Annotated in this window: 25 protein-coding genes; 12 read left to right on the top strand and 13 right to left on the bottom strand. The window is 59.3% G+C overall.

Going from position 1 to position 25,283, the window contains the following annotated elements:
- The first annotated feature begins 179 nt into the window (after nt 1-179).
- The gene (locus RHM55_RS14080) at nt 180-1,853 is read left to right on the top strand and encodes a bifunctional diguanylate cyclase/phosphodiesterase (protein ID WP_322176985.1); all 1,674 of its coding nucleotides are present in this window, start codon (nt 180-182) and stop codon (nt 1,851-1,853) included.
- Nucleotides 1,854-1,871: 18 nt separating this feature from the next.
- Here RHM55_RS14080 and RHM55_RS14075 read toward each other — a convergent pair whose 3' ends face one another.
- The gene (locus RHM55_RS14075; RefSeq protein WP_322182940.1) at nt 1,872-3,254 is read right to left on the bottom strand and encodes a NorM family multidrug efflux MATE transporter; all 1,383 of its coding nucleotides are present in this window, start codon (nt 3,252-3,254) and stop codon (nt 1,872-1,874) included.
- A gap of 180 nt (nt 3,255-3,434) precedes the next feature.
- Between RHM55_RS14075 and RHM55_RS14070 the strand changes: the two genes are divergently transcribed.
- Together RHM55_RS14070 and RHM55_RS14065 are read left to right on the top strand one after the other, a co-directional pair.
- The gene (locus tag RHM55_RS14070; RefSeq protein ID WP_322176984.1) at nt 3,435-4,355 is read left to right on the top strand and encodes a LysR substrate-binding domain-containing protein; all 921 of its coding nucleotides are present in this window, start codon (nt 3,435-3,437) and stop codon (nt 4,353-4,355) included.
- 191 nt (nt 4,356-4,546) lie between these two features.
- Nucleotides 4,547-6,523 (top strand): methyl-accepting chemotaxis protein, encoded by a 1,977-nt coding sequence (locus RHM55_RS14065; RefSeq protein ID WP_322176983.1) that lies wholly within the window; start codon nt 4,547-4,549, stop codon nt 6,521-6,523.
- Nucleotides 6,524-6,711: 188 nt separating this feature from the next.
- On the opposite strand, the gene RHM55_RS14060 is transcribed toward RHM55_RS14065, so the two are convergent.
- Nucleotides 6,712-8,205: a YifB family Mg chelatase-like AAA ATPase gene (locus RHM55_RS14060; RefSeq protein WP_322176982.1), complete on the bottom strand. Its 1,494-nt coding sequence runs from the start codon at nt 8,203-8,205 to the stop codon at nt 6,712-6,714.
- 184 nt (nt 8,206-8,389) lie between these two features.
- Nucleotides 8,390-8,650 carry an accessory factor UbiK family protein gene (locus RHM55_RS14055; RefSeq protein WP_322176981.1) on the bottom strand — a complete coding sequence of 87 codons (261 nt, stop codon included), beginning with the start codon at nt 8,648-8,650 and terminating at the stop codon, nt 8,390-8,392.
- 419 nt (nt 8,651-9,069) lie between these two features.
- Between RHM55_RS14055 and glnK the strand changes: the two genes are divergently transcribed.
- The 4 genes from glnK to RHM55_RS14035 all read left to right on the top strand — a co-directional run bounded on the left by glnK (nt 9,070) and on the right by RHM55_RS14035 (nt 11,814).
- On the top strand, nt 9,070-9,408 hold the full coding sequence (gene glnK, locus RHM55_RS14050) for a P-II family nitrogen regulator (RefSeq protein ID WP_002555808.1): 339 nt from the start codon (nt 9,070-9,072) through the stop codon (nt 9,406-9,408).
- 34 nt (nt 9,409-9,442) lie between these two features.
- Nucleotides 9,443-10,783 carry an ammonium transporter gene (locus RHM55_RS14045; protein ID WP_322176980.1) on the top strand — a complete coding sequence of 447 codons (1,341 nt, stop codon included), beginning with the start codon at nt 9,443-9,445 and terminating at the stop codon, nt 10,781-10,783.
- A gap of 178 nt (nt 10,784-10,961) precedes the next feature.
- Nucleotides 10,962-11,387: a secondary thiamine-phosphate synthase enzyme YjbQ gene (locus tag RHM55_RS14040; RefSeq protein ID WP_322176979.1), complete on the top strand. Its 426-nt coding sequence runs from the start codon at nt 10,962-10,964 to the stop codon at nt 11,385-11,387.
- A 100-nt stretch (nt 11,388-11,487) separates the two neighbouring features.
- Nucleotides 11,488-11,814 (top strand): hypothetical protein, encoded by a 327-nt coding sequence (locus tag RHM55_RS14035; RefSeq protein ID WP_219063024.1) that lies wholly within the window; start codon nt 11,488-11,490, stop codon nt 11,812-11,814.
- A 67-nt stretch (nt 11,815-11,881) separates the two neighbouring features.
- Here RHM55_RS14035 and RHM55_RS14030 read toward each other — a convergent pair whose 3' ends face one another.
- Genes RHM55_RS14030 through lptM form a run of 6 tightly spaced genes read right to left on the bottom strand, consistent with a single transcriptional unit; the run spans nt 11,882 to nt 16,476 of the window.
- Nucleotides 11,882-12,574 (bottom strand): HAD family hydrolase, encoded by a 693-nt coding sequence (locus RHM55_RS14030; RefSeq protein ID WP_322176978.1) that lies wholly within the window; start codon nt 12,572-12,574, stop codon nt 11,882-11,884.
- A complete protein-coding gene (gene xerC, locus RHM55_RS14025; RefSeq protein ID WP_322176977.1) occupies nt 12,567-13,469 on the bottom strand; it encodes a tyrosine recombinase XerC in 903 nt (300 codons plus the stop codon). The genes RHM55_RS14030 and xerC overlap by 8 nt, the downstream gene beginning before the upstream one ends.
- A 2-nt stretch (nt 13,470-13,471) precedes the next feature.
- Nucleotides 13,472-14,209, bottom strand: a complete 738-nt coding sequence (locus RHM55_RS14020; RefSeq protein ID WP_322176976.1) for a DUF484 family protein — start codon at nt 14,207-14,209, stop codon at nt 13,472-13,474.
- A 13-nt stretch (nt 14,210-14,222) separates the two neighbouring features.
- On the bottom strand, nt 14,223-15,053 hold the full coding sequence (gene dapF / locus RHM55_RS14015; RefSeq protein ID WP_322176975.1) for a diaminopimelate epimerase: 831 nt from the start codon (nt 15,051-15,053) through the stop codon (nt 14,223-14,225).
- Nucleotides 15,054-15,057: 4 nt separating this feature from the next.
- The gene (lysA, locus tag RHM55_RS14010; protein WP_322176974.1) at nt 15,058-16,305 is read right to left on the bottom strand and encodes a diaminopimelate decarboxylase; all 1,248 of its coding nucleotides are present in this window, start codon (nt 16,303-16,305) and stop codon (nt 15,058-15,060) included.
- A gap of 9 nt (nt 16,306-16,314) precedes the next feature.
- Nucleotides 16,315-16,476 carry an LPS translocon maturation chaperone LptM gene (gene lptM / locus RHM55_RS14005; RefSeq protein ID WP_219063018.1) on the bottom strand — a complete coding sequence of 54 codons (162 nt, stop codon included), beginning with the start codon at nt 16,474-16,476 and terminating at the stop codon, nt 16,315-16,317.
- 242 nt (nt 16,477-16,718) lie between these two features.
- Here lptM and cyaY point away from each other — a divergent pair, with 242 nt between their 5' ends.
- The 3 genes from cyaY to rnk all read left to right on the top strand — a co-directional run bounded on the left by cyaY (nt 16,719) and on the right by rnk (nt 17,852).
- Nucleotides 16,719-17,051: an iron donor protein CyaY gene (gene cyaY, locus RHM55_RS14000; protein ID WP_322176973.1), complete on the top strand. Its 333-nt coding sequence runs from the start codon at nt 16,719-16,721 to the stop codon at nt 17,049-17,051.
- Nucleotides 17,052-17,053: 2 nt separating this feature from the next.
- A complete protein-coding gene (locus RHM55_RS13995) occupies nt 17,054-17,290 on the top strand; it encodes a DUF1289 domain-containing protein (RefSeq protein ID WP_322176972.1) in 237 nt (78 codons plus the stop codon).
- 151 nt (nt 17,291-17,441) lie between these two features.
- Nucleotides 17,442-17,852 carry a nucleoside diphosphate kinase regulator gene (rnk, locus tag RHM55_RS13990; RefSeq protein WP_322176971.1) on the top strand — a complete coding sequence of 137 codons (411 nt, stop codon included), beginning with the start codon at nt 17,442-17,444 and terminating at the stop codon, nt 17,850-17,852.
- A 60-nt stretch (nt 17,853-17,912) separates the two neighbouring features.
- Here the strand turns inward: rnk and RHM55_RS13985 are convergent, their stop codons facing one another.
- The 4 genes from RHM55_RS13985 to argH form a co-directional block, all read right to left on the bottom strand.
- On the bottom strand, nt 17,913-20,786 hold the full coding sequence (locus RHM55_RS13985; protein ID WP_322176970.1) for a class I adenylate cyclase: 2,874 nt from the start codon (nt 20,784-20,786) through the stop codon (nt 17,913-17,915).
- Nucleotides 20,787-20,990: 204 nt separating this feature from the next.
- Nucleotides 20,991-21,236, bottom strand: a complete 246-nt coding sequence (locus RHM55_RS13980) for a TIGR02647 family protein (protein WP_322176969.1) — start codon at nt 21,234-21,236, stop codon at nt 20,991-20,993.
- A gap of 209 nt (nt 21,237-21,445) precedes the next feature.
- Nucleotides 21,446-21,730, bottom strand: coding sequence for a hypothetical protein (locus RHM55_RS13975; RefSeq protein ID WP_322176968.1), 285 nt, complete (start codon nt 21,728-21,730; stop codon nt 21,446-21,448).
- Between the two features lie 69 nt (nt 21,731-21,799).
- Entirely contained in the window at nt 21,800-23,194 is a 1,395-nt protein-coding gene (gene argH / locus RHM55_RS13970) for an argininosuccinate lyase (RefSeq protein WP_322176967.1), read from the bottom strand.
- Between the two features lie 145 nt (nt 23,195-23,339).
- Here argH and RHM55_RS13965 point away from each other — a divergent pair, with 145 nt between their 5' ends.
- Both RHM55_RS13965 and RHM55_RS13960 read left to right on the top strand, forming a co-directional pair.
- Nucleotides 23,340-24,422: a sensor histidine kinase gene (locus tag RHM55_RS13965; RefSeq protein ID WP_322176966.1), complete on the top strand. Its 1,083-nt coding sequence runs from the start codon at nt 23,340-23,342 to the stop codon at nt 24,420-24,422.
- Nucleotides 24,419-25,165 carry a LytTR family DNA-binding domain-containing protein gene (locus tag RHM55_RS13960; protein ID WP_322176965.1) on the top strand — a complete coding sequence of 249 codons (747 nt, stop codon included), beginning with the start codon at nt 24,419-24,421 and terminating at the stop codon, nt 25,163-25,165. The genes RHM55_RS13965 and RHM55_RS13960 overlap by 4 nt, the downstream gene beginning before the upstream one ends.
- The last annotated feature ends 118 nt before the right edge of the window (nt 25,166-25,283 follow it).

The raw sequence follows: 25,283 nt of genomic DNA, 5'->3' as shown, positions 1-25,283 counted from the left end.
AATGGGTGGGCATTTTAACAGGCTCACGCATTTGTGCGGTCATCGTCCGACACTGTGACGTAGCACGCGATCTAAATTTGCCGGTTTTGTTACTTTCCCGCAGGATGCGCAGTGGATTACGCCAGATGTCTGAAGTAGAGCGGAACCACCAACGATTTTTTTGCGAGTAGGGAGCTAGTTTGTCTACGCCTGTCGAACCCTTGCGTTTGTTGCTCCTGGCCCAAAAGCCGGAATGGCTGGCGTTATTGCGTGAGTGTCTGGCTCCTCTGGGAGACGCGGCCGCGCTGGTCTGTGCGCCGAGTTGGGGCGATGTCGGCAGCCTGTTCGACGACGCGCGAAATGCCGTGCTGCTGACGACGCCTGAGCTCCAGCCAGCGCCCGGGCGCTGTAAGTTGCCGGTGGTGATGCTGCTTGAGCACGAACCGCTCGAACCGCCGATTGGCGTCAGCGATTGGCTGGTGCTCGCCACGTTGAGCATTGATGCGCTACGCCGTTGCCTGCGCCATGTGCGCGAGCGCGGCGTGCTGGAAAACACTCTGCAACGTCTGGCCGAGCAAGACCCGCTAACCGGCATCGCCAACCGCCAGGGCTTCCAGACCTTATTGGCGACACGCTTGGCTGAAAACGAAGGCCGTGGACTGGCGCTCGGGCACCTGGATCTCGACAACTTCCGTCACGCCAACGACGCGCTGGGCCATCAGGCTGGCGACCGATTGATCTTGCAAGTGGTCTCGCGGCTCAAGAGCCAGTTGGAAGCAGGCGATCAACTGGCGCGGCTGGGCAGTGACGAGTTCGCGTTGTTGATCGACATCCGCCGTGCGCCGCAGCGTGCCGAATGGATGGCCGAACGCATTACCGAAGCCTTGGCCGAGCCCTATTGGGTCGATGGTGAAAGCTTGCTGATAGGCTGTAGCCTGGGGATTTCCTATGCCCGGGCCGGTGCCGGTGCCGATCCGTTGATGTGGCACGCTCATATCGCTATGCAGCAGGCCAAGGGCACTCAGGGCTGCACCTTTCATGTTTTTAACGAACGCATCAACCGCAATGCCCGTAGCCTGGCCGATCTGGAAAGCGAACTGCGCCGGGCCTTGCGTCGCGATGAGCTGGAACTGCATTACCAGCCACGCCTGTCATTGAGCGACGGGCGTATCGTTGGCCTCGAAGCCCTGGTGCGCTGGCGCCACGCCGAGCGTGGGTTGCTGCCACCCAGCGAGTTTGTACCCTTGGCCGAGCAAAGCGGTTTGATCGTGCCTTTGGGTTACTGGGTCATTTCCCGCGCCCTGCGCGACATGCAGGCGCTGCGTGAACTCGGGCTGCCGGCACTGCACATGGCGGTCAACCTGTCGTTCCGCCAGTTTCAGGACAGTCAGTTGCTGTCGACCCTGAGCCGCTTGATCGCCGAGCGGGGCGTCGATGCCCGTTGGCTGGAATTCGAACTGACCGAAACCGCCGTCATGCGCCGCAGCGATCTGGTCAAACAGACGATGGATGCGTTGGGTCGGCTAGGTGTGCGTTTTTCGCTGGACGATTTTGGCACCGGCTTCTCGTCGTTCGTGCACCTCAACAGCCTGCCGATTGCCTTGCTCAAGGTCGACAAAAGCTTTGTCGGCGGCATGGAGTTGCGCGAAGAAAATCGCAAGCTGGTGCATGCCATGATCAACCTGGCGCACAACCTCAGCCTGGAAGTGGTCGCCGAAGGTGTGGAAACCCCGGAACAACTGGCGCTGTTGCGTGGTTTTGGTTGCGATCAAATTCAGGGTTACCTGATCAGCAAGCCGTTGCCATTCACGGAGTTGATTGAGTACCTGACGTATGGACAGCGCCATAACGTGGGGCAGGCGCACGTTCAGTAGACATACCTGATTCGGCCCTCAACTCATGACCGACGCAAGCACTGGCGCCTGACGCAGCAAGCGTGACGTCTTCCTTTCGAATGCCACTGTCAGTGCCAGCGCTGCACAGGCCAGCCCCAGAGCCAACCCCCACCAGACCCCCATCGCTCCGCCCTGTGCATAAAAACCGAAAGCCCAGGCCGCAGGCGCGCCGACCAGCCAATAACAGGCGAGGCCGATGACAAACGTGGTCCTGGCGTCCTTGAACCCCCTGATGGCGCCCATGGCCAGCGTCTGCGTGCCGTCGAACAGTTCGAACCACGCGGCGATCGCCAACAGTTTCACGGCTAGATCGATCACGTCGCGGTAGGCCGGATTGTCGAGGTCGAGAAACAGGCTGACGACTTGATACGGTGCCAGCCAGAACAGCAGCGCGAAACCGAGCATGATCAACGCCCCGAAGGCAATGCCGACGCGTCCGGCCAGTCGCGCCTGGAGCAGATTGCCCGCGCCGTAGTGTTGGCCGATGCGCATGGTCATCGCGTAGGAAATCCCCACGGGCACCATGAACGCCATCGACACCGACTGTAGGGCGATCTGGTGTGCGGCCATCTGCGTACTGCCCATCGCGCCCATGCAGAACGCTGCGAAGGTGAACAGGCCAACCTCGACCGCGTAGGTACCGCCAATCGGCAAGCCGAGGCGCCACAGCTCTTGCAAATAAGTCAGCGAGGGGCGCATCAGGCCCTGGCGAATGGGATAGGGCGCATAGGCTGGGTGTTGGCGGATATGCAGGGCCAGGAGCAGCGCCATGCCATTGGCAACCACCGCCGTGACCAGACCGATGCCCATCAGGCCCAGATGCGGCAGGCCAAACAGGCCATGGATGAGTGCATAGTTAAGCCCGAAGTTCACCGCCACGCCGCCCAGACTGATCACCATCACAGGGCCGGCCCGCCCCAACGCGCTGGTGAAGCCCCGCAAGGCCATAAAGGACAGAAAGCCGGGCAGGGCCAAGGGCAGGGTGATCAGGAATTGCCCGGCCATGTGCACGTTCGCCTCATTCTGGCCAAGCTTGAGCAAAACGGGCTCAAGGTTCCACAGCACCAAGGCCGCGATTAGTGCCATGCCCCACGCCAGCCAGAGTCCCGCCTGAGTCAGCCGCGTGGCGCCTAAGTTGTCACCTGCACCGTGACGGATCGAAACCAGGGTGCCGACGGCAGCGATAACGCCTACGCAGAAGAACGAAATCAGGTTGTAGCTGGCCGCGCCCAGCCCGCCACCGGCCAAGGCATCGGGTCCCAGGCGACCCATCATTACGGTGTCAGTGAACACCATGAGCATATGCGCCATTTGCGAGGCGATCAGCGGTCCGGCCAAGCGCAGGATGGTCCTTAGCTCTTTGATCCAGGGTGCTTGGATGGCGACGGATTGCATAGGCGTGGCGCTCGGCTTACAGGGCTTTGTGAGCAACTGATTCTCGGCATTTCTCACGGCGGGCACAAAGGGATAAATCCGATGATTGGCATGAGTAAAACTCATCTGAATCGAGCGTAGTCGTTGGGGGTAAAGTAGCGCAACTATTGCGTAGGAATGTTGTGTATGTCCCGTAGTCTTCCTCCCCTTTATGCGCTACGCGCATTTGAAGCCGCTGCCCGACACAGCTCGTTCACCCGCGCTGCCGAGGAGCTGTCGATCACCCAAAGTGCCGTCAGCCGCCACATCCGCACGCTTGAAGATCACTTTGCCTGTCGTTTATTTCAGCGCAATGGCCGCAACCTGCAATTGACCGAGGCGGCGCGCCTGCTACTGCCGGGAGTGCGTGAAGGTTTTTCGGCGTTGGAGCGTGCGTGCAGCATCTTGCGTGCAGAGGAAGGCATTTTGCGCATGAAGGCACCCTCGACCCTGACCATGCGCTGGTTGCTGGCGCGCCTGAGCCGGTTTCGCCATCTTCAGGTTGGTAATGAAGTGCAATTGACCAGCGCCTGGATGGATGTCGACAGTGTGGATTTCACTCAGGAGCCGTTTGACTGCGCGGTGTTGCTCAGCCGTGGGCATTTTCCGCCGGATTGGGAAGCCACCTACCTGTTCCCTGAGCTGCTGATCCCTGTGGGTGCATCGACGTTGCTCCAGGACCCGCCCTGGGATGTCGCGCGGTTGGCCAGTGCCGAACTGTTGCACCCGACCCCCGACCGTCGCGATTGGCGCAACTGGCTACAGCGGATGGGCCTGTCGGAGCAGATCTCGCTCAAGGGCGGCCAGGTGTTCGACACTCTGGAACTTGGCATGATCGCGGCTGCGCGGGGCTATGGCGTGTCCATGGGGGACTTGTTGATGGTCGCCGAGGACGTCGCGCAAGGGCGTTTAAGCTTGCCTTGGCGCACCGCCGTGGCCAGCGGCGAAAACTATTATCTGGTGTGGCCAAAGACCCGGCCAGGCGGCGAACGTCTGCGCAGGCTCAGCGAGTTTCTTCAAGGCGAGGTGTGCGCAATGGATTTGCCAAAGGTTGAGATACTGACGTGAAAACAGCTCTGGCACAGGCTTTTGAGCGGTTATTCGTCAGTATCCCCGAGTGCAGAGCTCAAGTATTGTTCACGTCGGCCGAATCCGTATAAGTCGGACTTTTAAAAAAGGTTCAACGGACCCCCATTTTTGAATTTTGCTGAGCAAGGCATCGAAATCAAAACGATGCCGCTGTTCGGCCAGGAGCTTCCATGTCTGAACCCCGTGCTCGTATCGCCTCGCAGTTGGGTCTCGCCCTGGCGGTAATTCTGGCCGTGGTCATCAGCAGCAGTACCGTATTCGCGTTGCGCTCGCTGGACGCCGCGAATCTCGCGATTCGTGAAGAACACATGGCCAGCGAAGCACGTTTGCTGGCCGATCAACTGAATACGTTTCACAGCACTCTGCGTGAAAGCACCCAGCGCTTGAGTGGGTTGTTCGAGAAACGGTTTAGCGGTGGCCTGAGCCTGCAGGCAGACAACCCCGTGACGGTTGCGGGCGTGCAGGCACCAAGCCTGTTGTTGGGGGACCACGTCCTGAATAACGACTTCACCGAGGTCGACAACTTCAAGCAAATGACGGCCGGCGTGGCGACGATTTTCGTGCGTAGCGGCGATGATTTTATTCGTGTGAGTACGTCGCTGAGCAAGCAAGATGGCTCGCGGGCCATCGGCACCTTGCTGGATCGCAAGAGCCCGGCCTATGACCGACTGATGGCAGGTCAGGAGTACGTCGGCCGGGCGCTGTTGTTCGAGCATTACTACATGACTCAGTACAGCCCGGTGCGTGACAGCAGTGGCAAAATCATTGCCGCCTTGTTCGTCGGCTTTGACTACACCGGCGCGCAAAATACCCAATTCGAGAACCTGAAGAATTTCCGCATCGGCACGACGGGTTCTCTGGCCCTGCTGGATGAGCAGAATCACTGGCTGGTGGCGCCTGCCGGGGTCAAGGCGCTGGATCAGGCAACGCAAACGTTGGCCGACTTCGTCAAGCGCCCAGGCACAGGTCATTTCTGGAATGACGGCACGCAAGATTTCTATACCGTCGCCGTGGCCTTTGCGGGCGGCCCGTGGGCAGTGTTTGCGAGCATGCCAAAAACCGAAATCAGCGCCGTGACCTGGAGCGTCGGCACACAATTGGCAATCGGCAGCTTGCTGGCCATGCTGATCGCGGTCGGCGCGGCGATCTGGCTGTTACGCCGCAAGTTGCAACCACTGTCGGATCTGGTTCGTCAGGCTGAAGCCCTGGGCGCGGGCGACCTGAGCGCGCGTCTGAATGTTTCCAGTCACGATGAAATCGGTCAATTGGCGCGCAGCTTCAATCAGATGGGTGAAGCCTTGTCGAACATGGTCGCGCACATCCGCAGCGCGGCACAGGAAGTCAGTGGCCGCGCTCAGACGCTGTCCGGCTTGTCAGGGGGGGCCTACGAAGGCATGGAGCAGCAGTCCGGGGAGATCACCAGCATGGCTGGCGCCGTGGAAGAGTTCAGCGCCACCTCATTGAACATCGCCGACAACATGGGCAGCACCGAGCGCCTGGCGCAGGAGAACGCTCAGCAGACCCGCATTGGCCGCACCTCAATGGATGAAGCTTCGGCATCTCTTGAGCAGATCGCGTCCTCGCTCAAAGGCACGGCCACGGTGATTGACACCTTGGGCCAGCGCTCTCAGGAAATCGGCGGGATCGTCGGCGTCATTACCTCGATTGCCGAGCAGACCAACCTGCTGGCTCTCAACGCCGCGATTGAAGCTGCCCGTGCCGGCGAACAAGGCCGTGGTTTCGCGGTGGTAGCGGATGAGGTGCGTAATCTGGCTTTGCGCACCCGTCAGGCGACCGACCAGATTTCAGGCATGATCGTGAGCATTCAGCAAGAAACCGGAAACGCGATCAGCACCATGGAACAGGGCAACGCGCTCATGCAGGAAGGCCTTTCACTCAACGCAAAAGTCGCAGCCGCCCTGACCCAGATCGACGAAAAAAGCCGCTCCGCAGGCGAACAATTCGCTGCCATCACCACCGCCACCCAAGAACAAAGCAGCACCGCTACCTTGCTTAGCAGCAACCTGCAGAGCATCGCCATGGCCAACAGCGAGCAGCGCGAAGTCGTCTCCCACCTGGCTATCACCGCGAAAGAACTGGACGAACTGGCAGCGGATTTGCGCAAAGAGGTCAATCGGTTTCGGTGATACAAGGTTTGCGTTCACCGAAAACCTCTTTTAGATACGCTGCTGCCGATCAAGCTTTTGTGAAGTGTTTCTCGCTAAAAAGCTTGGCCGCGTAATCGACTGTGCACTGGTCGTGAAAAGGGTTGGCCTCACGAGCCCCGGAGGGCTGTGCCGGCCTTTTCGCGGCTCTTATTCTGCGTGTGACCCCATCAATTACTCGACGGCCGATACTGCAACGCCTCGGCCAGATGGCTGCGCCCAATCGCATCGACCTGTTCCAGATCAGCCAGCGTTCTTGCCACTTTCAACAAGCGGTGTGCGGCCCTGAGTGACAGGGTCAAACGCTCGCAGGCGGTTTCCAGCCAGTTTTCGTCGGCGCTGGACAGCGAGCAGTGTTTGCGCAGGCCCGGTAGGTCGAGAAAGGCGTTGGCGCAGCCTTGGCGCCGTTGTTGCCGCTCGCGGGCCTGGGCCACGAGGGCGGCGGCGCTGGCGGTGTCGTCGCCGGTTTGCGGGGTGGGGTTGAGTGCCGTGGCTTCGCGGGCTACGGTCAGGTGCAGGTCGATGCGATCCAGCAGCGGGCCGGAAAGCTTGTTGCGGTAGCGCTGAATCTGCTCGGTGGAACAACGACAGCGACCGCTGGGCTCGCCCAGATAGCCGCAAGGGCAGGGGTTCATCGCGGCCACCAACTGAAAGCGCGCCGGGAAGCGTACCCGGTCGCGGGCTCTGGCAATGACGATGTGCCCGGACTCCAGTGGCTCACGCAGCACCTCCAGCACTTTGCGATCAAACTCGGGCAGCTCATCGAGAAACAGCACGCCATGGTGGGCAAGGGTGATTTCGCCGGGTTGCGGACGACTGCCGCCACCCACCAGCGCGGCACCTGAGGCGGAATGGTGGGGCTGCCGAAAGGGCCGCTGTGGCCAACTGGTCAGAGGACTCTGGCTGGCGACCGACTGAATTGCGGCGACCTCCAGAGCTTCATGTTCATCCAGTGGCGGCAACAGGCCTGGCAGACGGCTGGCAAGGAGCGTCTTGCCGGTGCCGGGAGGCCCACTGAAAAGCAGATTGTGCGCGCCCGCCGCCGCCACCAGCAATGCGCGTTTGGCGGCGGTCTGGCCTTGCACCTCGCTCAAGTCTGGATAGGGTTTGCTCAGGTGCAGCAGGCCGCTGGATTCGTAGGGGACAATCGGGGCCCGGCCATTGAAGTGTGCCACCAGCTCCAGCAGATGATTGACTGCAATCACCCGCAACCCGGACGCCAGACACGCCTCTTCGGCATTGGCCGCGGGCACGATCAACGTATGGCCCTCGGCACGAGCAGCCAGTGCGGCAGGCAAGACGCCCTGTATCGGCCTTATAGCGCCCGAGAGCGCCAATTCACCCAGGCATTCGACATCCTGTAACGCGTGAGCAGGCAGTTGCCCACTGGCGGCGAGCAAACCCAGGGCAATCGCCAGATCGAAACGCCCACCGTCTTTGGGCAGGTCGGCTGGCGCGAGGTTGAGGGTAATTCTGCGGGCAGGGTATTCGAGGCCGGAATTGAGGATGGCACTGCGGACCCGATCCTTGCTTTCCCTGACTGCGCCTTCAGGCAAGCCCACCAGCGTCAGCGCGGGAAGCCCGTTGGCCAGATGGCACTCGACAGTGACGGCTGGCGCTTCCACACCCACCTGAGCGCGACTGAGCACGATGGCGAGAGACATGATCATTCCTTGATGTCTGAAGAACCGCATCCTGCGGGAATTCGGGGGGAAGCTGGGGCGAGGAATCGATACAGGGTGTGAATGGATAGCCCTGTATGGGAGCAATCGGGACGCGTAGTTTTTTTCGCGAATGAATTCGCTCCCACCGGGATTGGACGGTGAGCGTCCAGAAGTCGCGCGGTTGTTACTCTGCCGGTGGCGTCAGTTTCGCTTCCATCTCGGTCACTTTGGCTTCCAGCGCTTCAAGGCGGGCACGGGTGCGGGCGAGGACGGTCATCTGGCTGTCGAACTCTTCGCGGCTCACTAAATCAAGCTTGCTGAAGCCGCTTTGCAGCAGGGCTTTGAACTGGGTTTCGAATTCGTTGCGCGGGACAGGCGTTTCGCCGTTGAACAAGCGAGAGGCGTGGCCACTCAGGGCGTCGAGGAAGGCTTTGGGCGCGAGCATGGTCAGAGTTCCGGAAACAGATGGGCGGCAGTATATCACGCAGCATCTATAGTCAATTCAGATCGCCCCTTCTGCACGCTTTTCGCGCATGGGGACGGGCGCATGCGCACTGTTGTTGTGCGTCCTGATCACCGCAATCGGTGGCTGGGAAAGTGATTGTTGGCCAAGGCCCTGTATTCAATGAGAATTCACGAGATGGCAAGCTTTCTGCTTAGTGGCATATGACCCATGCACTGATGCAGTCGCTGTGACGATTGCAGTGCGGCAGGCGAAGCGGGGAAGTGTTTCGTCAGAAGCGGTTTTCTGGGGTTGATCGGGGCTGTTAAGGCGACCGACACGTTACAAAGCCAGGCACTGCGCTTAGACTTGAGTCGGGTTTGTTTTCCTGGGGCAAGTCCACCAATTCGGGAGAAAGTTTCATGAAGCTAGTCACTGCGATCATCAAGCCGTTTAAATTGGATGACGTGCGCGAGTCACTGTCGGAGATCGGCGTGCAGGGCATCACCGTCACTGAAGTCAAAGGCTTCGGTCGGCAAAAGGGTCACACCGAGCTGTATCGCGGGGCGGAATACGTAGTCGACTTCCTGCCCAAGGTGAAAATCGATGTTGCGATCGATGACAAGGATCTTGATCGAGTGATCGAGGCAATAACCAAGGCTGCCAACACCGGCAAAATCGGTGACGGCAAGATCTTCGTGGTTAATCTGGAACAGGCCATTCGCATCCGTACCGGCGAAACCGATACCGACGCAATCTAAGCCGCCAACCCCAACGCCCCAGGAGTAAAACAATATGACTCTGCGTCAATTCGCAGGGCTAGGAGCCCTGTTGTCCCTTGTAATCCCTGGTCTGGCCATGGCGGCAGACCCAGTGGCTGCGCCTGTCCTCAATTCCGGCGACACTTCCTGGATGATGACCTCGACGGCGTTGGTGCTGTTCATGACCATTCCCGGCCTGGCGCTGTTCTACGGCGGTATGGTTCGGTCGAAAAACATTCTTTCTGTAATGATGCAGTGCTTCGCGATTACCGGTCTGATCAGTATTCTGTGGGTCATCTACGGCTACAGCATTGCATTCGATACGACGGGGATGGAGGTGGGCGTCGTCAACTTCAACTCCATCTTCGGCAGCCTGGGCAAGGCATTCCTCGCTGGCGTGACGCCATCGAGCATCACTGGCCCGGCAGCGCTGTTCCCTGAAGCGGTGTTCGTCATCTACCAGATGACCTTCGCCATCATCACCCCGGCGTTGATCGTCGGAGCATTCGCTGAACGGATGAAATTCTCCGCCATGCTGGTCTTCATGGGTATCTGGTTCACGCTGGTCTATGCGCCAATCGCGCACATGGTCTGGAGTGGTCCGGGCGCACTGTTGGGTGATTGGGGCGTTCTCGACTTCGCTGGCGGCACCGTGGTTCACATCAACGCCGGTGTAGCGGGCCTGGTTGCCTGTCTGGTACTGGGCAAACGTAAAGGCTTTCCGACCACCCCAATGGCTCCGCACAATCTGGGTTACACCCTGATCGGCGCGGCAATGCTTTGGGTAGGCTGGTTCGGCTTCAACGCCGGCTCCGCTGCTGCGGCCAACGGCACTGCCGGTATGGCAATGCTCGTGACCCAGATTGCGACCGCTGCTGCCGCACTGGGCTGGATGTTCGCTGAATGGCTGACCCACGGTAAGCCAAGTGCTCTGGGCATCGCTTCGGGTGTAGTTGCCGGTCTGGTTGCCATTACCCCTGCCGCCGGTACTGTTGGGCCAATGGGCTCCCTGGTGATCGGCCTGGCTGCTGGCGTGGTCTGCTTTTTCTGCGCTACAACCCTGAAACGCAAGCTGGGCTATGACGACTCCCTGGACGCTTTCGGTGTGCACGGTATCGGCGGTATCCTCGGCGCGATCCTGACCGGTGTATTCGCTGCACCTTCGATGGGTGGCTTCAATGCGGCAACCACCGACATTGCGGCACAGGTCTGGATCCAGTGCAAAGGCGTAGGCTTCACGATCATCTACACCGCGATTGTGACCTACGTCATTCTCAAGGTCCTGGACATGGTCATGGGTCTGCGTGTGACTGACGAGGAAGAAGCTGTCGGCCTCGACCTTGCGCTGCACAACGAACGTGGCTACAACCTGTAAGTCGACACACAAAAATTGCCCGGGCGACCGGGCATTTTTTTGTCTGAAGTTTGTCGATACACACAGGATAGAGAGGGTTATTTGCTTTTGGGCGGCGGCTTACACAAAAGGTGGTCTATTACGCGCTTTGTTTTTTCTTCCAGCGCGTTAGAATGCGCGCCGAAGCGTGGAGAACTGTATGTGGCAACAGACGCTGATTACTCTGCGAGCAAAGCCTCGCGGGTTTCATCTGGTAACCGACGAGATACTGGCAGGCCTGCCTGAGCTGCGCACTTGTCGGATCGGTCTATTGCATCTGTGGCTACAGCATACCTCGGCCTCGTTGACCATCAACGAGAATGCCGACCCGGCTGTGCGTCGTGATTTCGAGCGTTTTTTCAATCGTCTGGTGCCCCAGGGTATGGACGTATATGAACATGACGACGAAGGCCCCGATGACCTGCCGGCGCACTTCAAGGCCAGTTTGCTTGGCTGCCAGTTGAGTTTGCCGGTCACGGCGGGGCGATTGGCGCTGGGCACCTGGCAAGGTGTTTATCTGGGTGAGCATCGTGACGTTAGCGGTGCTCGCAGAGTCCTCGCCACCTTGTACGGTGATGAGGCATGACCACTGATTTTCAGCGGTCGTTGATTTTTTTCCGGCAGCCTTCGACAGTGGGCGTAGCTGGGCTATAACTAATCTGCTTTCGCAAGTCATGAGGTAGAACATGAGCGACGATGACAACGATGAAATGGTAGACGATCTGGAAGGTGAAGAGGACGGTGAGGAGCTCGCTGCTGCTGCCGAAGACGATGGCGCCGACGCTGATGACAGCATCGAAGCCTCGGTCACTCCCACCAAGGGTAAAGCCAAGGCCGCTGTCTCGGTGGATGAACTGCCGAGCGTAGAAGCCAAGAACAAAGAGCGCGACGCTCTGGCCCGTGCGATGGAAGAGTTCCTCTCCAAAGGCGGCAAGGTTGTCGAGGTGGAGCCCAACGTCGTTGCCGATCCGCCGAAGAAGCCGGACAACAAGTACGGTAGCCGACCTATCTAAACGGTCGTTTATCGAACAAAAAAAAGCCCGCTGTCGCCGCGGGCTTTTTCTTGTCTGAAAATTGCTCTCAGCCCCAACTCGCCAACAATTCCGGCAATTGCATCAGGCTTTGAATCTCGGCGTCAGGCTGCCTGTCGGCTTCCCAAGCTTTGCCTGTGGGATTGAACCAGATGGCGCGAAACCCAACCTGCTGCGCCCCTGCGATATCGTCGCCGGGGTGGTCGCCGATGTGCACGGCTGCGCTGGCATCGACCTTGCCGCGCTTCAGCGCTTCAAGGAACGGGGCCGGGTCGGGTTTGCCGATGCCCAGCTCTTCGGCACACAGGGCGAACGCGAAATAATCAGCCAACCCCAGGCGGCGGATGTCGGCATTGCCGTTAGTCACAACCCCCAGGGTGTAGGTTTTGGCGAGAATTTCCAGCGTCGGCTGAGCCTCGGGGAATATCTCGATTTGATGCCGTGCGTGCAGGAAGACTTCGAAGCTTTTGTCGGCCAATTCCTGCGCGTGGGCATGTGCGTAGCCAGCATCCTCCAGCGCATGAAACAGCACGCGTCGACGCAGCGCGCTGATTCGGTGCTTGAGCGTGGGGTCGGCCTCGACCAGTCGTGCGCGTATGGCCCACAGATGCTCCACCGGCACCGGGCCGAGATTCGGCGCGTGTTCGGCCAGCCAGTCACGCAGCACGGCTTCGGCGCTGACAATCACCGGCGCGGTGTCCCACAGGGTGTCATCGAGGTCGAAGGTAATCAGTTTAATCATGATCGGTGCCCTTGCTGCGTTTGGCCCTGGGATGGGCGCTGTCGTAAACCGTGGCCAGATGCTGGAAGTCCAGATGCGTATAGATCTGCGTGGTGGTGATGTCGGCGTGGCCGAGCAGTTCCTGCACCGCGCGTAGATCCTGTGAAGACTCGAGCAAGTGGCTGGCAAACGAATGGCGAAGCATGTGTGGATGCAGATTTTGCCCCAGTTCGCGTTCGCCCGCCGCTTTCACGCGTAGCTGAATTGCCCGGGGACCCAGGCGACGCCCTTGCTGGCCGATGAATACCGCATCGTCCTCCGGATTGGCCAGTGCGCGCAACGGCAACCATATTTCCAGGGCTTCACGAGCCTTCTTGCCCACTGGCAAAACGCGGGTCTTGCTGCCTTTGCCGAGTACTTGAATCAATCCGTCACTCAAATCGAGTTGTTCGAGATTGAGCCCGGTCAGTTCCGACAGGCGCAGGCCCGACGAGTAGAACAGTTCCAGGATCGCTTGATCGCGACGAGCCAGAAAGTCGTCCTCGACCGCGCCGTCGAGCAATTGCAGGGCGCGATCGGCATCAAGGGTCTTCGGCAGGCGGCGCTCGCCCTTGGGTGGCGACAAACCGTTGGCTGGATCGTGATCGCACAGGCCTTCGCGGTTCAAGTAACGGTATAGGCCGCGAACCGCTGACAACAGGCGCGCCAGGCTGCGCGAAGACTGGCCTTGCTGATGCAGACGGGCGATCAGGCTGCGCAGGTGCTGAATATCCAGCGCCGACCAACTGCTTAGCTGCTGTTTTTCGCAAAACGCGAGGACTTTGCCCAGGTCACGGCGGTAGGCTTCCAAGGTATGGGAGGACACTTGGCGCTCACTGCGCAGGTGCGTGCAGTAAGCGTCAAGTTGACTTTCCATGGTCAGCGAACCGAGCGTAGTGACTGGGTGAAGCGCGGCAACACCCGGCCCAATACTTCTGCGATATAGCTGAGAAACAGCGTGCCGACGGAGCTTTTGTAGTACTGCGGATCGCGGCTGCCGATGGCCAGAACGCCATGCAGGCCTTGATGAATCAGGGCAACGACGGCGGTTGAGCCGATTTGTTCGCCTTGTTCGCGGCCGAACAAAAAGGTCAGCTCGTGCTCGCGCAGTGCGCCGCAGACAGTCTTGTCGCCCGAGATCAGGCCACCGATGGCTTTCTGCGCGTCGGCACTGCTGACCCAGCGGCCTACGGGCATGGGGTTGTCGCTGAACAGAATGAGGCTGACGAAGGGCACCTGAAACTCTTCGCGGAGGCTGTCTTCCACGGCGATGACCACTTCTTCCAGGCTACTGGCGTCCATCAACGCGAGGATCAGGCGACGGGTCTTGTCGAACAGTCGATCATTGTCGCGCGCCACGTCCATCAGTTGCGAAAGGCGGTGGCGCATCTCGATATTGCGATCGCGCAACAGTTTGAGCTGGCGCTCGACCAGCGATACGGTATCGCCGCGCTGGTGCGGGATGCGCAAGGCTGGCAGGAGCTCTTCGTGTTCAACAAAGAACTCCGGGTGATGACGCAAGTAAGCGGCGATAGCCTCCGCCTCAAGGGCTGGCGCTGCGTTGTCGGCAGGTGCTTCGCTGGGCTTTTCGGCTGAAATCTGAGGCTGATCGGTCATCGGATTTGCTCACTCATAGACGAACCTGTCCTTCGTAAACCCGCACTGCAGGACCCGTCATCATCACGGGATGGCCTGGGCCTTCCCACTCAATGGACAAGCGCCCGCCAGGCAGGTCGATCAACAGGGGCGAATCCATCCAGCCCTGACTGATGGCAGCCACCGCCGCCGCGCAAGCGCCGGTACCGCAGGCCTGGGTTTCCCCTGCACCACGCTCCCAGACGCGCAGTTGCGCGCGTTGGCGATCAACCACATGCAAGAAGCCGACATTGACCCGGGCCGGGAAGCGCGGGTGATGCTCCAGCTTCGGCCCAAGCTCATGCACGGGCGCATTATTGATGTCTTCGACACGCAAAACTGCGTGTGGATTGCCCATCGATACTGCGGCAAGCTCAATGATTTGGCCATCGACTTCGACGGGATAGCTCGGCGCCTGTTCGTCGGCCTGAAACGGAATCTCTTCTGGAATCAGGCGTGGAGGGCCCATGTTGACGCTGATCTGGCCGTCGCTGCGTATGTCCAGTTCGATGATGCCGCTTTTGGTTTCCACGCGAATCTGGCGCTTGGTGGTCAGGCGTTTGTCCAGCACGAAGCGGGCAAAGCAGCGCGCGCCGTTGCCGCACTGCTCGACCTCGGAGCCGTCGGAATTGAAAATCCGGTAACGGAAATCGACCTCCGGGTTGCTCGGCGCTTCGACCAGCAGCAGTTGGTCGAAGCCGATCCCGGTGTGGCGATCACCCCATTGTTTGGCGTGCTTGGGCAAAATGTGCGCGTGCTGGCTGACCAGGTCCAGAACCATGAAGTCGTTGCCCAAACCATGCATCTTGGTAAAACGCAGCAGCATGGGGTTACTCCGGCAGCAGGCTTTCGCCAGCAAACAGCTCTGCCACAGTCTCGCGGCGGCGCACTTCGAACGCTTCGGCGCCATCGACCAATACTTCGGCGGCGCGGCCGCGGGTGTTGTAGTTGGAACTCATGACGAAACCATAAGCCCCAGCCGAATGCACCGCCAGCAAATCACCCTCGGCCAGCACCAGTTGGCGCTCCTTGGCCAGGAAGTCACCGGTTTCGCAGATCGGTCCGACGATGTCGTAAGTGCGTGGCTGGCCGTCGCGTGGGCGAACGGCGCTCACGTCCATCCAGGCCTGATACAACGCTGGACGAATCAGGTCGTTCATCGCCGCATCGACGATGGCGAAATCTTTGTGTTCGGTGTGCTTGAGGTATTCAACCTGGGTCAGGAGCACGCCGGCATTGGCTACGATGAAGCGACCGGGCTCGAACACCAGTGCCAGGTCACGACCGTCAAGACGCTCACGCACAGCCTTGATGTAGTCGCTGGCCAGCGGGGGTTCTTCGTCGCGATAACGCACGCCCAAACCGCCGCCAAGATCCAGATGGCGCAAGTGAATGCCGCAATCGCCAAGGCGATCGACCAGCGCCAGCAAGCGATCCAGTGCATCAAGGAACGGCGGCAGGCTGGTCAGTTGCGAGCCGATATGGCAATCGACGCCGACTATATCCAGGTTCGGCAGTTGCGCGGCTCGGATGTACACGTCTTCGGCGTCGGCGATGGCGATGCCGAACTTGTTTTCTTTGAGCCCGGTGGAGATGTACGGGTGGGTGCCCGCATCGACATCCGGGTTGACGCGCAGGGAGATCGGCGCGCGTACGCCTAGCTCTGCGGCCACCACTTGCAGGCGCTCCAGCTCGTCGGTGGATTCGACGTTGAAGCAGTGCACGCCGACTTCCAGGGCGCGACGCATGTCTTCGCGGGTCTTGCCGACGCCGGAGAACACGATTTTTCCGGGTTCGCCGCCAGCGGCCAGCACGCGTTCCAGCTCACCCCGGGACACGATGTCGAAACCAGCGCCTAAACGCGCCAGGACATTGAGTACAGCCAGGTTGGAGTTGGCTTTTACCGCAAAGCACACAAGGTGCGGCATACCGTCCAGTGCATCGGCATAGGCACGGTATTGCGCTTCGATGTGCGCGCGGGAGTAGACGTAGGTCGGCGTGCCGAAACGCTCGGCAATGGCAGACAACGCTACAGCCTCCGCGAACAGTTCACCGTCGCGGTAGTTGAAGGCGTCCATGGGTGTTCCCTAGTAAGTAGAGTGCTTATGCGATTGCGATTGCGATGATTTTGCTTGGTCTTCAGGGGATTTGCTGTCGTCGGGCAGGTACAGCGGCCCTTTCTGACCACAGGCAGAGACGAGGCAAGCGACCGCGAGGAGCGCAGCAAGGGAAGAGATCAGGCGCTTCATGGCGAAATCCTTTGTAAAAGCATTAATTGCGCACGAGTATACCGGCCACCCAGCGCCTTGCCTATGCGGCCGCCTACCAGTCCGGCGGGGCTCCGGGCAAGGCCCTGATGATTTGTCCCGGCGCGATGATGCATTATCGACATTGCCGCCTGCTGTTGGGCGGGTATGCTTTGCATTTGTCCGAATGCGACCGTATCTTGCGGCGTTGCGTCACCGGTAGACACTTTTTTGAGGTTCCCGTAATGAGTTTGACTGAAGCCCGCTTTCACGATTTGGTCGATGCCACCCAGCAAGCGCTGGAGGATATTTTCGATGAGAGCGATCTGGATCTGGACCTGGAAAACTCGGCCGGCGTGCTGACCGTGAAGTTTGAAAATGGGACCCAGCTTATTTTCAGCCGCCAGGAACCGTTGCGTCAGCTATGGCTGGCCGCGCGTTCCGGTGGTTTCCATTTCGACTACGACGAAGAGGAGAAGCGTTGGGTGTGCGACTCCAGTGATGAGTTGCTCAGCGAAATGCTCGCACGCATCACTCTGGATCAGGCCGGCGTCGAACTTGAGTTCGACGAGATCTGACAGTGGCCGACAGTACCGCTTCAGCGCCAGTCAAGCCGGCGAAACCCTTGTTCAGCAATGTCAGCCCGGCAGTGCCGTCGCCCTGCATCAGCGTGTGCCGGCTCGATGAGCAAAAGGTTTGCCTGGGTTGCTGGCGTCCAGTCGAAGCTATTCGCGAATGGCGCTCGGCTGATGATCACCGTCGCCGGCAGATTTGCGCGGAGGCCGAGCAGCGCAGGCTGGGCCTCACTCGAACGTGAGTGGCTGTCCGCTAAACCTCGCCGGCTTGTGTATTTATTAGGCTGTGATAGTGTCCGGGCATGCCTCATTTGCTTGAGGCCCGTCAAAACCCCGCCCGAATCGGCGGGGTTTTGCTTTTATCAGGCAGAATAAAAGGAGCCTGTCAGGATCATGAGCACAGCACCTTCAATCATCCTCACCCGACTCGACGTGCAACGTCTTGAGCGTCTCCTCGACAGCCTGGATGAGGGCACGCCGGGCATTGAAGCGCTTCAAGCCGAGTTGGATCGCGCCGAACAAGTGGTCGGTCACGAAGAAGTGCCTGCCGGTGTCGTGACCATGAACTCACGTGTGCATTGCCGCGAAGAAAGCAGTGGCAAGGATTACCACCTGACGCTGGTCTACCCGCAAGATGCAGGCGCCGAAGGCACGGTGTCGGTGCTGGCGCCGGTCGGCTGTGCACTGCTGGGCTTGCAGGTTGGTCAACACATCGACTGGCCCGCGCCCGGCGGCAAGACGCTAAAGCTGACGTTGCTGGAAGTGGAATATCAGCCGGAAGCGGCGGGTGAGTACAACCAGTAAGGCCCCTGATCGCGGGCAAGCGCGCGTCTACACGTAGAGTGCCTGCCCTGCGGTCGCAGCTCAGGCTGCATCCATTGCGCTATTCAGCGCTCTTTCCAGATCCGCTTTGTAGCGTAGAAACAGAATGCTTTGCCCGCATACATCGCCCAGTAAACCGGACAGATCAAGGTCGGTGATGTAGCAGCGATAGCGCTCGGTTTCGCTGCGTTGTTCGAGAATCTGTTGGGCGACCACGGCGAATAACTGCTCACCATATTCCAGTTCGGAAAACTCTCGGTGGTTGCAGTACAAGGTGACATTCACCTGTCCTGGCGCCGCTTCGTCAATGATTGCCTGCACGTCATAGAACGGCTTTTCGAGTGGGATGGCGGGCGTCACGCGAGGCTCTACTCGCCGGGCGCGGCCTGCGCCGGTGGGCAGCACCTGGTAGTACAGGGTTTCCAGCGAGGATTGCTTCAGCGGGTTGTCCAGCGGCAGCAGGGCGCCACGTCGATACACCAGCGACTGGAAGAAGCGTTGCAGCGGCACCAGCAGGCTTGATTCATCGTGGTACGGCAAACGCTGATGCCATAACGCGTTGTGCTCATCGAGCACATAGAGGTCTGCGTGGGGTTCGTTGATTCGGTAAAACACCTGAATGCATTCCGGCTGGCCATGGGGCAGGATCAGCGTCAGGTCATGCTCATCCAGTGCGTTCGTGTCCAGGTGCAACGGGCTGTAGCTCGGTAACTCCTCGCTCAAGTAATCAAGCAGCGCTGGCAAGCTGGGCAATGCCACGTGATTGACGTGTCCGGGCACCATTTCCAATACGTGGTAGTGCTGCTGAACCTGGATCAGGTAACGGTGATTGAGGCGTCGGGTGAGCAGCAATTGGGCGGTGTGGACCAACTCTTCGACCCGCTGGGCAATGGCTGTCGCGCGGTTATGGCAGAAGCAGCGCACGCGCACATGCGGTTGCTCCGGGCCTTCGGGCAGGTTGCTGAGGAATTCGCTCAGGCAGTCGAGTAGCGCATGGGGCCCGTCGTAACGGCTGACCAGTATTTCATTCCAGCTGTTGAGGGTGATCTGGTCGAGGGTCAGCACCAGATTTTCCCGAACGCCAGCATAGCTCAGCGAGTCGGTGCGTTCGGTGGTCATCAGGATATTCAGGTCCCGGTGATGTTTGAGCGGATCGATGCCGACGTTGATCAGTAACAGCACTTCGCTGGGCACGCTGGGGCGCAACAGCGATTCTTCGCTGACACTGGCGAGGGGCATTTCTATGGCCTGCTGCAGGCTGCCGATCAGGTTGAATAACTCAAATTCGGTCAAATCACTGCTGCCGGGGTGCAGCGCCAGGCGCGTGGTGGTGTCGATCACGTTGTTGCGATGGCACCAGACCAGCAGTTCAAGCAATTCCCGACTGCGTTTGATCGGTGAAAAATGCTCCCATTCCTGGGCGCCAAGGCTGCCGTTAAACAGGCCCCATTGGGTTTTTCCCGGCTCGCGGCGATTGGGCGAATGCACCAGTGTCAGTGTGTCTTCGGCCAGGTCCGGGGCGATGCCCGGATTGATGAACTCGACCTTGCCGGCCTTGCGCTCGAAGGCGGCATACAAACGACGGCCGAGCACGTTCAGGTCGCGCTTGTTGATCACGCTGACCGCCTGTTGCGTGCGGGCAAACTGAGTGAGAAACCGGTAGCTGTAATTGAGCTCGTTGACCAGCGCGCGGCGTTCAGTGGTGACCTGTCGGACTTTCCACTGGCTGCGACTGTCGAGCAGCGCCAGGTGGCGTTCGTCCCAGCCCCATTCCTTGGCCAGTCGCTCCAGCAGCACGTGCTGCCAACGGGAGGTACGCTGGCGTGCGGAGCCGGTGAGCTTTTTGTTGACCTTCAAATACAGGCTGCGCCGCACCAGTTCCAGACGCTCCGGTTCGTTCCGGGCGTTGAGGTACTCTTCTATGCGTCGGTACACAACCATGTACGGGTCCAGCTCGTCGAGGTCGAGCTTGTTGGCGAAGACCGCCTGTTTGAAGCGCAAACTCAGACACTGCCCGTGCGGATGTTCGCTGGCATAGACCTCGATCAGCAACAGTTTGAGCACCGACTTGTAAGGCGACTCAATGCCTTTAAACAGCTGCCACAGGCCTGCGCCAATGAACTCCCCAGGTGGAATGTGCGCCATATGACCGAGGTCGAGCATCTCTTCGGCCCGGATGAAGCGCTTGGACAGCAGCGTGTGGACGTACTCGCTGTACCGCTGTTCGTCGTAGACCGGCACCAGCCACCATAAGGGTGTGCGGCCTGCCAGCCAGATCGCGGTGCGATAGAACTCGTCCAACAGCAGATAGTGCTGGGTGGTGCCGCAATCTTCCGAGCTGAGTTGGGCGTCGCGCTCACCGAGGGTGAAGCGTTTTGGATCGATCAGAAAGAAGTGTGCTTCAGCGCCCTGGGTCGCTGCCCACGCTTCCAGTGCCTGGCATTTTTTGCGCAGTTCGGTGAGCGCGTCCTCGCCCAGCTCGGAGTCGTGACAGACCCAGACATCCATGTCGCTTTGCTCGGCCTGGGCCAACGTGCCAAGGCTGCCCATCAGGAACAGGCCGTGGATCGGCTGCGGCGGATTGCCGTGGATCGGCTGCGGCGGATTGCCGTGGCGCGGCTTGTAGGAGAACGATCGGGTCAGTCGTTGGGCTTCGGCCAGTGCCAGGGTATCAGGTTCATAGCTCGTCACCCCGGCAGGCGTGCTGCCGGAAACGTAACCGGGTAGCAGCGGGTGATTGACGTGAAAGAACAGCGGCAGCAGCGTCAACACGGCCTGTTGCCGGGTTGACAGACCTTCCATTGCACGGCCGAGCCGCCCATCGTTGAGGGTCAGAAAGCGGGCGCGCAACTGGTTGAGGACCTTGCGGTCGATCCCCTCATCCAGGTCGGGACGAATTTCATACGTACGCGTCATCGCAAATAACCGGCGGGCGAGGCTCGAAAGGAGGGCTCAGGGCGATGAGCAGTTTACAGCCTGTGATCAGGTACTTTTAAGCTGATTATTTATTTTGACGTCAAAATTTGAACGAGTGCACTTCGGGGAAAATGAAGAGCATGAGGAAGGGCTCGCGAATTGGTTATGAGGGAGAACCAAACCTCCCGCGAGCCAGGCAGCGTTTCAGGCCGTTTCGGTTACATTCAGGATGGTCAACAGCGATTGGGTATGCTCGGCAGCTTCGAGCCCTAGACTGGTCAGATAACCGCCATCGGGTTGGGTGATCAGCCCTTTTTCGAAGAGTCGCTGTACTGCTGCAATCGCGGCGGGAGCGGCTACGTGATGGACTTTCAGGCCCTCAAGGGTATTGCCCAGATTGAACAGTGCGAGGATTTCCAGTTCGGCAACCAAATCAGGGGTATACGACATAGGCACTCCAGACATTTCCAGTAATACGCGGCAGCAGGTCTGTGGAGTGTCTCGAGTCAAGGCACAGGAACGAGCTGTTCTGCGCTTATTGAGCTCTTGAGGACCCATAAAGCCGGCTTGGCGTGACAGCCCCGGAGGTTATGCGGCAGCGGGGCCTTTGCAGTGTAGTCAGGCTGTAGCTTTTTTGCCTATGTATCTCTGGCCGGTCGTCATTTGGCTTCGGGCGGCAGCTCTGGCAGGGCGCGAAGTGCCTGTTCGTACCACTCAGTATTGAAAGGACGGTCCTCTTCAAGCAACGCATCAATTTCAACCGCCAGCACGTGGGCCATAAGCTGGAGGATTTCTGCACGCTCGTAACCCACCAGGGTGAGTTTGTTGAACGTGGCTTTGGCAGCGGGTGGATTGTCGCTTTCGATCTGGTTTTCGATGGCCTGAGTCAGGGTCGATTCAGCGAATTCTTCGTCATCGTCGTTGTTGTCAATTTGATCGGTCATAAATGTTCCTGAAAAAAGAAGGCTGTGTAGGAGCGCGCTTGCAACTCCGCGCTCCTGCAGGCTTTTATTTTAGCGGGTTGCCAGCAGCGCCTTGCCACGCACCACGGCCGCTTTGACCTGGGCGGGAGCCGTGCCGCCGATGTGGTTGCGGGCGTTGACCGAGCCTTCGAGGGTCAGCACCGCGAACACGTCCTGATCGATCTGGTCGCTGAACCGGCGCAGTTCTTCCAGGCTCATCTCGGCCAGGTCCTTGCCGCTTTCCACGCCGTATTTCACCGCATGCCCAACGATTTCGTGGCAATCACGGAACGGCAGGCCGCGACGGACCAGGTAGTCCGCAAGGTCGGTAGCGGTGGAGAAGCCACGCAAAGCCGCTTCACGCATGATCGCGTGCTTGGGTTTGATCGCCGGGATCATGTCGGCAAACGCACGCAGTGAGTCGCGCAGGGTGTCGGCGGCGTCGAACAAGGGTTCCTTGTCTTCCTGGTTGTCCTTGTTGTAGGCCAGTGGCTGGCCCTTCATCAAAGTCAGCAGGCCCATCAATGCACCAAAGACCCGGCCGCTTTTGCCGCGCACCAGTTCAGGCACATCGGGGTTTTTCTTTTGCGGCATGATCGAGCTGCCGGTGCAGAAGCGATCAGGCAGATCAATGAATTGGAACTGCGCGCTGGTCCACAGCACCAACTCTTCCGAGAAGCGCGACAGGTGCATCATCGCCACGCTGGCCGCAGCGCAGAACTCGATGGCGAAGTCACGATCGGAGACGCTGTCCAGCGAGTTGCCGCCGACAGCATCGAAGCCCAGCAGCGTGCAGGTCAGTTCGCGATCAATCGGGTAGGTGGTGCCGGCCAGCGCCGCGCTGCCCAATGGCAAGCGATTGAGGCGCTTGCGGCAGTCGACCAGACGCTCGTAGTCACGGCTGAGCATTTCGAACCAGGCCAGCATATGGTGGCCGAAGGTCACCGGCTGTGCGGTTTGCAGGTGGGTGAAGCCGGGCATGATGGTCTCGGCTTCACGCTCGGCTTGCCCCAGAAGACCTTCTTGCAGGCGGGTGATTTCGGCCAGGATCACATCGATTTCGTCGCGCAACCACAGGCGGATATCGGTCGCGACCTGGTCGTTACGGCTACGTCCGGTGTGCAGTTTTTTGCCGGTGATACCGATGCGGTCGGTCAGACGCGCTTCGATGTTCATGTGCACATCTTCCAGGTCGATACGCCAGTCAAAATTGCCGGCTTCGATCTCGGACTGAATGGTTTTCAGGCCGTCGATGATGGTGTCGCGCTCGGCGTCGGTCAACACGCCGACGTGGGCCAACATGGTCGCGTGGGCGATGGAGCCCAGGATGTCGTGGCGATAGAGGCGTTGATCGAAGGTGACGGAGGCGGTGAAGCGGGCGACGAACGCGTCGACGGGTTCACTGAAGCGGCCGCCCCAGGACTGATTGGTCTTGTCGGTGCTCATGGGTTCGCTCGTTAGTCTGCAGGCTGCTGTTTAAAAAAATATGGCGTGGCCGATTTTGAAATGGGCGCAGCGATAATAACAGGGTTGCTGTTATTTTATCCTTGACCGGCTTGCCGCTGGGTCCCGTGACGCAGAGACTGGTCCAATGCGAAATAACCGTTTGAACCCGGGTGCAGCGCCAGCGCCCGGCAAAGAGTTCTTCTTGCCCGAACTGTGCCTGCCTCAGGCATTATTGGTGCTTGTGGTGCTGGCCGAACTATTAGTGATGGTGCTGGTGTTAGTCGAGCCCATGTACCCGATGTTCGATTGGGTGCGACTGGCGTTGATTTCGCTGTTTGTACAATGGATCGTGCTGCTCTCGGCAGCCTTGCTGTGCGGGCTTCGGCCTTGGCTGGCGCGCTTGCGTGCGGGTGTCGCAGGTCTTTTGTGTTGCGTGCTGGTGGTTGGCTTGACCCTGCTGTGCACGGCGGTGACCGACTATTGTGAGCTGGATGGATCGGCTTCAGTTGGCGCAATGGTCGAGCGTTATCTACGGTATTCGTTGATTGCCTTGATTATGTCTGCGTTGATGCTGCGTTACTTTTATCTGCAGAGTCAGTGGCGCAAACAGCAACAGGCCGAATTGGGGGCCAGGATCGAATCGCTTCAGGCGCGCATTCGCCCGCACTTTCTGTTCAATACGCTCAACAGTATTGCTAGTCTGGTGGCCAGCGATCCGGTCAAGGCCGAGCAAGCGGTGCTGGATCTTTCCGACCTGTTTCGTGCCAGTCTTGCCAAGCCGGGGAGTTTGGTGACATGGCATGATGAGCTGGAGTTGGCGAAACGTTATTTATCAATTGAGCAATATCGTCTTGGCGAACGTCTACAGTTGGAGTGGGCAGTGAGTGCAATTCCAGACGACTTGCCGATTCCACAGCTAACCTTACAACCACTGCTTGAAAACGCCTTGATCTACGGGATTGCTCCTCGGGTCGAAGGCGGCGTAGTAAGGGTTGAAGCAACCTATAAAAAGGGAGAGTTCATATTGTGTGTCAGCAATCCCTATGACGAAGTCGCCAAAAGGCAGACTTCTAACGGTACTCATCAGGCGCTGGTAAACATTGGTGCACGCATTGCGGCACTTTTTGGTCCCCGCGCCAGTCTGAGCGTGGAGCGCCGTGACGGTCGTCACTTCACCTGTCTACGCTATCCTTGTGCGAGACTTACGCAGGAAGCCAAAGCAATATGAATGTCCTGATCGTTGATGACGAACCCCTGGCCCGCGAGCGACTAAGCCGCCTGGTCAGCGAACTCGAGGGCTATCGGGTCCTCGAACCCAGCGCCACCAATGGTGAAGAAGCCTTGGCGTTGATCGACAGTCTCAAGCCTGATGTCGTGTTACTCGATATCCGTATGCCCGGCCTGGATGGTCTGCAAGTCGCCGCTCGATTGTGCGAGCGCGAGACGCCGCCCGCGGTGGTGTTTTGCACCGCCCATGACGAGTTTGCCCTGGATGCCTTTAAGGTTAGCGCCGTGGGTTATCTGGTCAAACCGGTGCGTGCCGAGTATTTGCTCGAAGCTTTGAAAAAAGCCGAACGACCCAATCGGGTGCAGCTGGCGGCATTGACCCGGCCAGCAGCCGAAAGCGGCACTGGCCCGCGGAGCCATATCAGTGCGCGAACCCGCAAAGGCATTGAACTGATTCCGCTCAACCAAGTGATTTATTTCATCGCGGATCATAAGTACGTGACCTTGCGCCATGAAGGCGGCGAGGTGCTGCTGGACGAGCCACTCAAGGCGTTGGAAGATGAGTTCGGTGATCGTTTCGTGCGTATCCACCGTAATGCACTGGTCGCCCGTGATCGCATCGAGCGCTTGCAACGTACGCCTTTGGGCCATTTCCAGCTGTTTCTCAAGGGCCTCAATGGTGATGCGTTGATCGTCAGCCGTCGGCATGTGGCCGGAGTGCGCAAGATGATGCAACAGTTGTAAAACGGCGCGGGCAAGCCCTTGCAGGAGTGCGCTTGCCGGCCGTAGCGGTTTATTGAGTGCCTAAATGTTGATCCTGCAGATGCCATCGCGGGCAAGCGCGCTCCTACTGAGGTAATGG

It is taken from the genome of Pseudomonas sp. MH9.2, from assembly GCF_034353875.1.
Classification (GTDB): Bacteria; Pseudomonadota; Gammaproteobacteria; order Pseudomonadales; family Pseudomonadaceae; genus Aquipseudomonas.
The sequence above is the reverse complement of the archived record's forward strand: the minus strand, read 5'-3'. Positions and strand labels throughout refer to the sequence as shown.

What these genes read in the sequence shown, in the direction of transcription:
- RHM55_RS14070 (WP_322176984.1), top strand. Translation starts at nt 3,435, where the DNA reads ATGTCCCGTAGTCTTCCTCCCCTTTATGCGCTACGCGCATTTGAAGCC.
- RHM55_RS14065 (WP_322176983.1), top strand. Translation starts at nt 4,547, where the DNA reads ATGTCTGAACCCCGTGCTCGTATCGCCTCGCAGTTGGGTCTCGCCCTG.
- RHM55_RS14060 (WP_322176982.1), bottom strand. Translation starts at nt 8,205, where the DNA reads ATGTCTCTCGCCATCGTGCTCAGTCGCGCTCAGGTGGGTGTGGAAGCG.
- RHM55_RS14055 (WP_322176981.1), bottom strand. Translation starts at nt 8,650, where the DNA reads ATGCTCGCGCCCAAAGCCTTCCTCGACGCCCTGAGTGGCCACGCCTCT.
- glnK (WP_002555808.1), top strand. Translation starts at nt 9,070, where the DNA reads ATGAAGCTAGTCACTGCGATCATCAAGCCGTTTAAATTGGATGACGTG.
- RHM55_RS14045 (WP_322176980.1), top strand. Translation starts at nt 9,443, where the DNA reads ATGACTCTGCGTCAATTCGCAGGGCTAGGAGCCCTGTTGTCCCTTGTA.
- RHM55_RS14040 (WP_322176979.1), top strand. Translation starts at nt 10,962, where the DNA reads ATGTGGCAACAGACGCTGATTACTCTGCGAGCAAAGCCTCGCGGGTTT.
- RHM55_RS14035 (WP_219063024.1), top strand. Translation starts at nt 11,488, where the DNA reads ATGAGCGACGATGACAACGATGAAATGGTAGACGATCTGGAAGGTGAA.
- RHM55_RS14030 (WP_322176978.1), bottom strand. Translation starts at nt 12,574, where the DNA reads ATGATTAAACTGATTACCTTCGACCTCGATGACACCCTGTGGGACACC.
- xerC (WP_322176977.1), bottom strand. Translation starts at nt 13,469, where the DNA reads ATGGAAAGTCAACTTGACGCTTACTGCACGCACCTGCGCAGTGAGCGC.
- RHM55_RS14020 (WP_322176976.1), bottom strand. Translation starts at nt 14,209, where the DNA reads ATGACCGATCAGCCTCAGATTTCAGCCGAAAAGCCCAGCGAAGCACCT.
- dapF (WP_322176975.1), bottom strand. Translation starts at nt 15,053, where the DNA reads ATGCTGCTGCGTTTTACCAAGATGCATGGTTTGGGCAACGACTTCATG.
- lysA (WP_322176974.1), bottom strand. Translation starts at nt 16,305, where the DNA reads ATGGACGCCTTCAACTACCGCGACGGTGAACTGTTCGCGGAGGCTGTA.
- lptM (WP_219063018.1), bottom strand. Translation starts at nt 16,476, where the DNA reads ATGAAGCGCCTGATCTCTTCCCTTGCTGCGCTCCTCGCGGTCGCTTGC.
- cyaY (WP_322176973.1), top strand. Translation starts at nt 16,719, where the DNA reads ATGAGTTTGACTGAAGCCCGCTTTCACGATTTGGTCGATGCCACCCAG.
- rnk (WP_322176971.1), top strand. Translation starts at nt 17,442, where the DNA reads ATGAGCACAGCACCTTCAATCATCCTCACCCGACTCGACGTGCAACGT.
- RHM55_RS13985 (WP_322176970.1), bottom strand. Translation starts at nt 20,786, where the DNA reads ATGACGCGTACGTATGAAATTCGTCCCGACCTGGATGAGGGGATCGAC.
- RHM55_RS13980 (WP_322176969.1), bottom strand. Translation starts at nt 21,236, where the DNA reads ATGTCGTATACCCCTGATTTGGTTGCCGAACTGGAAATCCTCGCACTG.
- RHM55_RS13975 (WP_322176968.1), bottom strand. Translation starts at nt 21,730, where the DNA reads ATGACCGATCAAATTGACAACAACGACGATGACGAAGAATTCGCTGAA.
- argH (WP_322176967.1), bottom strand. Translation starts at nt 23,194, where the DNA reads ATGAGCACCGACAAGACCAATCAGTCCTGGGGCGGCCGCTTCAGTGAA.
- RHM55_RS13965 (WP_322176966.1), top strand. Translation starts at nt 23,340, where the DNA reads ATGCGAAATAACCGTTTGAACCCGGGTGCAGCGCCAGCGCCCGGCAAA.
- RHM55_RS13960 (WP_322176965.1), top strand. Translation starts at nt 24,419, where the DNA reads ATGAATGTCCTGATCGTTGATGACGAACCCCTGGCCCGCGAGCGACTA.